1 protein-coding gene and 1 pseudogene are annotated in these 1,186 nt (G+C 50.9%); both read right to left on the reverse strand.

Going from position 1 to position 1,186, the window contains the following annotated elements; all coding sequences use genetic code 11:
- Positions 1–280: pseudogene (locus R7P69_RS24980) on the reverse strand (methylcrotonoyl-CoA carboxylase); the annotation flags it as partial.
- Between the two features lie 34 nt (positions 281–314).
- Positions 315–1,186 (reverse strand): acyl-CoA dehydrogenase family protein (locus R7P69_RS24985; RefSeq protein ID WP_318121791.1); only part of this gene is annotated, 872 nt, incomplete at its 5' end.

The raw sequence follows: 1,186 nt of genomic DNA on the forward strand, positions 1-1,186 counted from the left end.
CAGCCACGACACCCGCGCATGGGATGGACTCATCGTACACTTGCCAAGCGGCGAACTGACCGATTTCAAGGAAGTTGCTGCCATCATCGAGCAAATGTGAAATTCGTTCTCGAACCGGGAGTTTTCCTTTTTGTCGCTGATGAGCAATGGCACGTTCGCCGCCACCGAGTTTGATGGTGGCGATGTCTTTTTGCAGCTTTTCAACCAGCATTTCCATCGCGGCTTGGTTAGAAAGAAACAGCTCGTCAGTTGGCTTGGTTTTGCTTTTTATGATGGCCATGATGACTTCCTTTTCCTAGCGAGTGAATCAGGAGCTAGCGTGATTCCTCAAACAATTCGCGCCCGATGAGCATTCGGCGAATTTCGGAGGTTCCTGCGCCAATTTCATACAGTTTTGCGTCACGCAGAAGGCGTCCGGTTGCGTATTCATTGATGTAGCCATTACCGCCGAGTAGCTGAATGGCGTCGAGCGCCATTTGTGTTGCCAATTCTGCGCTGTACAAAATCACCCCAGCGGCATCTTTGCGCGTGCATTCACCACGATCACAAGCCGCCGCGACGGTGTAGACGTACGCTTTGGCAGCGTTCATACGTGAGTACATGTCGGCTAATTTGCCCTGCACAAGCTGAAACTTGCCGATGGATTTGCCGAACTGTTTGCGCTCATGCACGTAGGGGACGACGATATCCATACACGCTTGCATAATGCCGAGTGGGCCAGCAGCTAAAACAACGCGCTCGTAATCAAGCCCACTCATCAATACTTCGACGCCACAATTGAGTGCTCCGAGAATGTTTTCTTTAGGTACTTTGCAATTGTTGAAGACGAGCTCAGATGTGTTTGAGCCTCGCATTCCCAACTTATCGAGCTTTTGCGCGTCACTGAATCCGGTAAAACTGCGCTCGACGATAAACGCTGTGATCCCGCGCGATCCCGCATCAGCATCTGTTTTGGCGTACACCACGACCACGTCCGCATCGGGGCCATTCGTGATCCACATTTTTGTGCCATTGAGTAAGAAGTGGTCGCCTTTGTCTTCGGCTTTTAATTGCATGCTGACGACATCCGAACCCGAATTGACTTCGCTCATCGCCAGAGCGCCTATGTGCCAACCATCGACTAATTTAGGCAGATACTTTTCTCGTTGCGTTGGGGTGCCGTTTCGATAGATTTGGTTTACGCAAA

The sequence above is a fragment of the Vibrio sp. 661 genome (genome assembly GCF_033339315.1).
GTDB classification, from domain to species: Bacteria; Pseudomonadota; Gammaproteobacteria; order Enterobacterales; family Vibrionaceae; genus Vibrio; species Vibrio alginolyticus.